At 39.0% G+C, this 8,012-nt stretch carries 5 protein-coding genes and 8 tRNA genes; 12 read left to right on the forward strand and 1 reads right to left on the reverse strand.

Translation table 11 applies throughout. The features are described from left to right. Positions 1-52: 52 nt before the first annotated feature. The 12 genes from HZR21_RS10885 to HZR21_RS10940 all read left to right on the forward strand — a co-directional run bounded on the left by HZR21_RS10885 (position 53) and on the right by HZR21_RS10940 (position 7,885). Positions 53-126, forward strand: a tRNA-Pro gene (locus HZR21_RS10885). A gap of 29 nt (positions 127-155) precedes the next feature. Further along, positions 156-229: transfer RNA gene (locus HZR21_RS10890), tRNA-Met, on the forward strand. Positions 230-245: 16 nt separating this feature from the next. Next, positions 246-319, forward strand: a tRNA-Ile gene (locus tag HZR21_RS10895). Between the two features lie 9 nt (positions 320-328). Continuing rightward, positions 329-418: transfer RNA gene (locus tag HZR21_RS10900), tRNA-Ser, on the forward strand. 132 nt (positions 419-550) lie between these two features. Next, positions 551-623, forward strand: a tRNA-Phe gene (locus HZR21_RS10905). 26 nt (positions 624-649) lie between these two features. Next, a tRNA-Gly gene (locus HZR21_RS10910) sits at positions 650-720 on the forward strand. A 199-nt stretch (positions 721-919) separates the two neighbouring features. Next, positions 920-993, forward strand: a tRNA-Ile gene (locus HZR21_RS10915). 66 nt (positions 994-1,059) lie between these two features. Next, a tRNA-Ser gene (locus HZR21_RS10920) sits at positions 1,060-1,147 on the forward strand. 96 nt (positions 1,148-1,243) lie between these two features. Further along, the gene (gene dnaG, locus HZR21_RS10925) at positions 1,244-3,097 is read left to right on the forward strand and encodes a DNA primase (protein ID WP_180747643.1); all 1,854 of its coding nucleotides are present in this window, start codon (positions 1,244-1,246) and stop codon (positions 3,095-3,097) included. Continuing rightward, the gene (rpoD, locus tag HZR21_RS10930) at positions 3,094-4,230 is read left to right on the forward strand and encodes an RNA polymerase sigma factor RpoD (RefSeq protein ID WP_374940033.1); all 1,137 of its coding nucleotides are present in this window, start codon (positions 3,094-3,096) and stop codon (positions 4,228-4,230) included. The genes dnaG and rpoD overlap by 4 nt, the downstream gene beginning before the upstream one ends. Before the next feature lie 377 nt (positions 4,231-4,607). After that, entirely contained in the window at positions 4,608-6,896 is a 2,289-nt protein-coding gene (locus tag HZR21_RS10935; RefSeq protein ID WP_180747645.1) for an ATP-dependent Clp protease ATP-binding subunit, read from the forward strand. 218 nt (positions 6,897-7,114) lie between these two features. Beyond that, complete coding sequence (locus HZR21_RS10940) at positions 7,115-7,885, forward strand: helix-turn-helix domain-containing protein (RefSeq protein ID WP_180747646.1); 771 nt, start codon at positions 7,115-7,117, stop codon at positions 7,883-7,885. A 55-nt stretch (positions 7,886-7,940) separates the two neighbouring features. Here the strand turns inward: HZR21_RS10940 and HZR21_RS12095 are convergent. Continuing rightward, on the reverse strand, positions 7,941-8,012 hold a 72-nt coding region (locus tag HZR21_RS12095; RefSeq protein WP_330872713.1), incomplete at its 5' end, for an IS3 family transposase.

The following is an 8,012-nucleotide window of genomic DNA, read 5'->3' on the forward strand; positions in this document are numbered from 1 at the left end:
AACGCAGTGAGCTTGACGTAGTCAAGACAAGTTGCCAATACATGATATAAATCGGGAAGTAGCTCAGCTTGGTAGAGTACTTGGTTTGGGACCAAGGTGTCGCAGGTTCGAATCCTGTCTTCCCGATTGATGGTAAAACATCAAAATTACACTTAGGCGGTGTAGCTCAGCTGGCTAGAGCGTCCGGTTCATACCCGGGAGGTCGGGGGTTCGATCCCCTTCGCCGCTATTTTATTTTTTCAGTTGGACCTTTAGCTCAGCTGGTTAGAGCTCTCGGCTCATAACCGAGCGGTCGTTGGTTCGAGCCCAACAAGGTCCACTTTTTTATGGAGGATTACCCAAGTCCGGCTGAAGGGAACGGTCTTGAAAACCGTCAGGCGTGTAAAAGCGTGCGTGGGTTCGAATCCCACATCCTCCTTTTGTTTATTTATATAAACTATTTTTGGCTTGGTAGCTCAGTTGGTAGAGTTCGAAGCAATGTTTCGAATCTGCGGATGGGATTTGCGTTAGCAAATGTCCTTAATTGCTCTACCTCCACATAGAATCATTTGGCTCGGTAGCTCAGTTGGTAGAGCAATGGATTGAAGCTCCATGTGTCGGCGGTTCGATTCCGTCTCGCGCCATAGTATGTCTTAATAAATAAGACTTTGCGGGTGTAGTTTAATGGTAGAACCTTAGCCTTCCAAGCTAACTACGCGAGTTCGATTCTCGTCACCCGCTTTACCATTTTTTTATTGCAATGAATGGTTCCTAATGAATATATATTAGGTCGCATAGTTCAGCTAGTTAGAGTGTTGAGTTTGCGAAATCAAAGCAAAATTATCTAGTAGATGATTTTGTTGAAGGTGTCTCTTAGCAGCGGTATCAAACCTCTAACAACCTGAGTATATGAATCATTTTTATGTTTTGTGTAAACTTAGGGCGCATAGCTCAGCTGGTTAGAGCGCACGCCTGATAAGCGTGAGGTCGGTGGTTCGAGTCCACTTGTGCCCATTTGTTAGCTTATTCGAAAGATTTTAGCTTTCAAAATGATTTGATAAATGATATAATAAAGAAGTTGGGGAAGTACTCAAGAGGCTCAAGAGGACGGTTTGCTAAATCGTTAGACTGGGAAACCGGTGCGCAGGTTCGAATCCTGTCTTCTCCGTTACATACGTCTATTGTTGAATAGACGTTTTTTTGACTATGTATTGGTGATTATCACCGTTTAATTGTGTCTGATTAAGACGAGATTGGGGGTAGCATGGCGCTTCTTGAAAAAGTTAAGATAGAAGAAATCAGATCTAGTGTCAACATTGTGGATGTGATTTCACAACACGTGCACCTATCTAAAGCAGGCACGAATTATCTCGGATTATGTCCTTTTCATGGCGAAAAAACGCCTAGTTTTAATGTCAATTTTCAGAAACAGTTTTATCATTGTTTCGGTTGTGGTAAGTCTGGAGATGTCTTTAAATTTCTTGAGGACTACAAGGATATTCCATTTCGTGAGGCGGTTAAAGAAGTAGCTGATATAGCTGGTATTCCTCTGGAAATAGACACAAGACCAGTACAAGATAATCCAAATCAAGCTATTTATGATTTGCACAATCAAGCAGCACGTATTTATCACACTGTCCTAACCGCGACTGAAGAGGGCGCTAAGGCTCGAGAGTATCTCCTGAATCGTGGTATTTCTGATGAAATTATTGAGAAATTCAATATTGGGTTGAGTTTGTCAGATAATGATTTTCTATATCAGAGCGTCAAACAAAAATTTGAAGAATCTGTTTTAACAAATTCTGGTTTGATAACATTTGCTGAGAATCGCATTTTTGACAGTTTTCGTGGTCGAATCATGTTTCCGCTTAATAATGAGCATGGTCAAGTCATCGCTTTCTCCGGGAGAATTTGGCGATCAGAGGACTTAGACAATAAAACATTAGCTAAGTATAAAAACTCAACGACCACACCAATTTTCAACAAATCTGAAGCGCTGTACAACCTTGACCGAGCTGCTAAAAGCATCAAAAAAACGCATGAAGTTTATTTGATGGAAGGCTTTATGGATGTTATTGCGGCGTATGAAAATGGCGTTAGCAACGCAGTGGCAAGTATGGGAACGGCATTGACGGAGGGACATGTTCGCAAACTTCGGTCGTACGCTCATAAATTTATCCTTGTTTATGATGGAGATAAGGCTGGGCAGAATGCCATTTACAAGGCTTTAAATTTGCTATCTTCGGAAGATGTCGAAGTGGTTCGGATTCCTGATGGTCTAGACCCTGACGAGTATAATAAAGCTTATCCAGGTGCGCTTGGCACTTTGATGACGACTGGTCGGATGGCACCAGTTGAGTTTTTGATGGACCATTTAAGGCCAGCGAATTTGACCAATCTGCAAGCGCAATTAGATTTTATTGATTTAATTGGGCCTAAGATTGCGGCGATTGAATCTTTGACTGCACAAGATGCGTATATAAAGCGATTAGTTGAGATTTTACCGGATTTCGAGTATAATCAAGTAGAGTCTGCTGTCAATCAAAGACGGGAAAATGTGGTTGCCTCACAGCCGATTTATGACGAACCGTTTATGTTTGATGATGGCATGACACCACCTCCTCCACCTCCACCTGAGGAAGATGGCTATTCATATGTTGAACAAACACTTGTAACGCCTGTTCCTGTAATGGGTGCTAAGAAATTGTCGCAGATTGAGTTATCTGAGTTACAATTACTACATCGGATGATTTATCATCCAAGTGTCATGGCACGTGTCGTTGCAACACATGATTTTCAGTTTGTGCATCGACGGTATCAACAACTTTTTGAAGTCATGAAAGACTTAGAAGAGGTAGAAGAAACAAGTCTGATGGGACAATTGACTGGGGAAGCCGCAGAGACATTTTATGAGGTTTTATCAACAGTCAATGTGCCGGATGATATATCTGATCAAGAAATTGATGATTTATTAAAGAATTTCGTGAAGGCAGCTAAAGGCACTCGATTGCAGGCGTTACAAGATCAACTTGTACAAGCTAAGCAAACGGGAAATAGAGCCTTAGAATTACAATTAACCTTGCAAATCATTGCTCAGAAACAACAAGATGGGGTATAAAATTGGTAGAAACAAAAAAAGATAATAAAAAAATCGGCTCAGCTTTTGATGTCGCGGTAGCAGAATTTATTCGCGACCATAAAAAGTTAGGTCAAGCTGTAGACGATGATATTACAGTTGAACTCATCACAGAATTTGAGTTAGATGCTGAAGGTATTGAAGCCTTATTGACAAAAATTCAGGATGCCGGAATTTCAATCGTTGATAAAAAAGGTGAGCCGTCAGTAATGGCACTTGAATCGACAAAAGTCGATGAAAAGGAAGCTGAAGAAGAAGTAGAAGAAATCGTAACGAATGTCCGTATTGATGATCCAGTTCGGATGTACTTAAAAGAAATCGGACGTTTCCCACTTCTGACATTTGATGAAGAAACGCGTTTAGCTGAGGCAATTGTTGCGGGTGGTGAAGAAGGTGAAATGGCTAAGCAAATGCTTGCTGAAGCCAACTTACGTCTTGTGGTATCCATAGCCAAACGTTATTCTGGCCGTGGTATGCAATTTCTTGATTTAATTCAAGAAGGTAACATGGGTCTTATGAAGGCAGTTGATAAATTTGACCATACTAAAGGTTTCAAGTTCTCAACTTATGCCACGTGGTGGATCCGTCAAGCTATCACACGTGCCATTGCTGACCAAGCACGGACAATTCGGATTCCAGTCCACATGGTTGAAACGATTAATAAATTAATCCGGATTCAGCGCCAACTCTTACAAGATTTAGGTCGCGACCCGTCACCTGAAGAAATTGGTGCAGAAATGGATATTAAACCAGAACGCGTGCGAGAAATATTGAAGATTGCTCAGGAACCTGTATCGCTTGAAACGCCTATCGGTGAAGAAGATGATTCACATTTAGGTGATTTCATTGAGGATGATGCGATTGAAAGTCCAATTGACTATACCAACCGTGTGATGTTGCGTGAGCAGCTTGATGAAGTCATGGATACTTTGACTGACCGTGAAGAAAATGTTCTTAGAATGCGTTTTGGTCTAGATGATGGTCGTATGCACACACTTGAAGATGTTGGCAAACAGTTCAAAGTAACGCGTGAACGGATTCGTCAAATTGAAGCTAAGGCTTTGAAAAAATTACGCCATCCAAGACGTAGTAAACAATTACGCGATTTTATGTAAGCAAAACAAAAGACGTCAACTGGCGTTTTTTTTGCTCTAAAATATGGGGCCTCTAAAAACTGCTTTTGCTCCTGCGGTTACTCGTCGCATGAAGTGCGCATGCTCCTGCAAGGTGCGGAGCAATAACGAGGCGATAGAGAAATTTAACCAAAAGTGGCAAATCTGAGTTTTTAGAGGTGCCATATGATTTTAAGTGAGCATTTTTCTTGAAAATAGATTACAATAAGCATATAATAAGATTAAAGGTCAAATTTGGTCAAACGACAATTTACCTTTTAATAAATAAAAAAATCAAGGATTTTCTCAATATTTTGAAGTTTTCTCTATACTTTTAAAACATTGGGAAATACTTGCAAACTGTAAAGGAGTTACCGTCTATGCTCTGTCAAAATTGTCAATTAAATGAAGCAACGATTCACCTCTACACAAATGTAAATGGTGTTAAAAAACAAAATGATCTCTGCCAGAACTGTTATCAAATTATGAAAGCTGGTGGTCCCACAAATCTTTTTGGTGGTGGTACCAATCAAGGTGCAACCAATCAATCAGATGCTAATTACAATCCTTTTGAGGACCTCTTCGGTACCTTAGGCGATAACTTGAATCGTCCTAATGGCCGTCCGGATAATGGCACGCCGCCAACACAATCTGGTCGTGGTGGCAATGGTGGACAACCGCCTCGTGGCCGCGGTGGTAATGCGCAACCTAAAGGTATGCTAGAGGACTTCGGGTTCAACGTGACTGAAAGTGCACGTAAAGGTGAGATTGACCCAGTTATTGGTCGAGATCAGGAAATTACACGTGTGATTGAAATTCTCAATCGCCGAACTAAAAACAACCCCGTCTTAATCGGAGAGCCTGGTGTTGGTAAAACAGCTGTTGTGGAAGGGTTAGCCCAAAAGATTGTTGATGGGGATGTTCCTCAAAAATTACAAAATAAAGAAGTCATTCGTCTTGATGTTGTGAGCCTTGTTCAAGGAACAGGTATCCGAGGTCAGTTTGAAGAACGGATGCAAAAACTGATGAAAGAAATCTCAGAACGTAAAGATGTGATTCTTTTCATTGATGAAATCCATGAAATTGTTGGTGCTGGTTCTGCCGGTGATGGTAATATGGATGCTGGTAACATTTTGAAACCAGCATTAGCACGTGGTGAATTGCAACTAGTTGGTGCAACGACATTGAATGAATATCGTATCATCGAAAAAGATGCGGCATTAGAGCGTCGGATGCAACCAGTTAAGGTTGATGAACCTTCTGTTGATGAAACGATTACTATCTTACGTGGGATTCAAAAACGTTATGAAGACTACCATCACGTGAAATATACGGATGAAGCGATTGAACAGGCAGCCATCTTGTCTAATCGTTATATTCAAGATCGTTTCTTACCTGACAAGGCTATTGACTTGTTAGATGAGTCTGGCTCTAAGAAAAATCTGACCTTGAAATTCGTTGACCCTCAGGAAATTGCCAAACGGATTCAGTCTTCTGAAGATGCAAAAAATGAAGCATTACGATCTGAAGACTTTGAAAAAGCTGCACATTTCCGTGATCAAATCGCTAAATTACGAGAATTGTCCAAGCAAGAAATGACTGATGAAGAAACACCAGTCATTACTGAAAAGGATATTGAAGCAATCATTGAAGAAAAAACGCATATTCCTGTCGGTGATTTGAAAGAAAAAGAACAAACACAGTTAATCAATCTAGCAGATGACTTGAAAGCGCACGTCATCGGTCAAGATGATGCCATTGATAAGATTTCTAAAGCAGTCCGTCGTAACCGAGTGGGTCTTGGAAAAGCTAATCGACCAATCGGTAGCTTTATGTTTGTTGGTCCAACTGGTGTTGGTAAAACAGAACTTGCTAAACAATTAGCACTAGAGCTTTTTGGTAGTCAAGACAGCATGATTCGTTTTGACATGAGTGAATACATGGAAAAACATAGCGTGGCTAAATTGATTGGTGCGCCTCCTGGCTATGTTGGTTATGAAGAAGCAGGTCAATTGACTGAAAAAGTTCGTCGCAATCCTTATTCATTGATCTTACTAGACGAAATCGAAAAAGCGCATCCAGATGTTATGCACATGTTTCTACAAATCTTGGACGACGGTCGTCTGACAGATGCTCAAGGTCGTACGATTAGCTTTAAGGACACGATTATCATCATGACCTCAAATGCAGGGACCGGTAAAACCGAAGCTAATGTTGGCTTTGGTGCAGCACGTGAAGGGACGACAAATTCTGTTTTAGGACAACTCGGTGATTTCTTCAGCCCTGAGTTTATGAACCGTTTCGATGGTATCATTGAATTCAAAGCTTTGAGTAAAGAGAACCTACTGAGAATTGTTGATTTGATGTTGGCGGATGTTAATGACCAAATTGCACGCAATGAAATCCATTTAGACGTGACTCAAGCTGTTAAAGAAAAATTGGTTGACATCGGCTATGATCCAAAAATGGGTGCGCGTTCACTGCGTCGTACCATCCAAGATCATATTGAAGATGCTATTGCTGATTTCTATATTGAACATCCAGAGTATAAAATGCTCGCAGCAGATGTTATTGATGATCAAATCGTCATTGTCAATCAGTCTGATGATGCAGTAACGGATGAAAAAATTGCCGAAACAACAGCAGATGCAGGCGATGTTGAAAAGTAATGTAAGAAAGCTTACTCATAGAGTAGGCTTTTCATATTGTCAAAATAGTGGTGCCTAATTTAGCAAATGTGGTATTAGTTGAAAATAGACTGTGTATTTTTTTTACAAAAATATACAAAAATAAAACCATTTTATGAGGCGAATGTGTGATATTTTTATATAGAGTACACTTGGTGCAATGATATAAAGATGAAAAACAAAATTATTTTGGTGAAAAAATGGATAAATTTATATTATCGAAAGCAGAACAAAAGCAATTAAAACTAATTTGGTATTTGCTGAATAAAGATAATGGGGATGCATTAGTAGATGAAATTACTGAAGTAACAGGTATTTCAGAGCCTTTGATTACTTACTATATTGAAAAAATTCATAATAAAATAGATGAAATATTTGGAAAGAAAATTTTTAGAATACATAAAAGAAGAAATAGAGTTCAGATAGAGAATTTTGATTTTTTCTCTTTTCAAGTTGTAAGAAGTGGTTACCTGTCAAATAGTTTTTTTATCTATTTTTTTAAAGAAGTTTACCATAAACGATTTATAAATTTGGCAGAAGCGGTAGAAAAAAGATATATTTCCTATGAAACTGGAAAAAGAGAGTTACTCAAGTGTAAACGCTATTTATATCAATTTGATTTGACTCTAAAAAAGAAAAGGAAAGTCATAGATGTTGTTGAAGGAAGAGAAAAATCACAACGATTTATGTATTTTTCACTTATACTGAAACAGTATGGTCATGATTTCGAACTTTTCCTAGAGTTGATTGATAATCGAGTGACAGAATTTTTAAAAGGTTTAATGCAAGAGTTTGGTGTGCTTTCAACACCAAACTTATTAAAAATCGAAATTTTTTATCATATTTATTTTGATCGCATGAAGCAAGGATATTTTGTACCGTCAGAGTTAGATTTCCCTGACTACATTCATACCCCTTTTTGTCATTTAAAGAATTTTGTAGACGAATCTCCCCGCTTTTTGAAACGATAAATGACGTTAAGTCAATTTTTTAGAGTAACAAACGTAGAATTTTAATCTATTTATTTTAAGCACTTACCTTTTCAAATTGATTAGGTGTAAGATACCCTAAACTTTGATGGATTCGTTTTGAATTATA

Source organism: Pseudolactococcus laudensis (assembly GCF_013449735.1).
Classification (GTDB): domain Bacteria; phylum Bacillota; class Bacilli; order Lactobacillales; family Streptococcaceae; genus Pseudolactococcus; species Pseudolactococcus laudensis.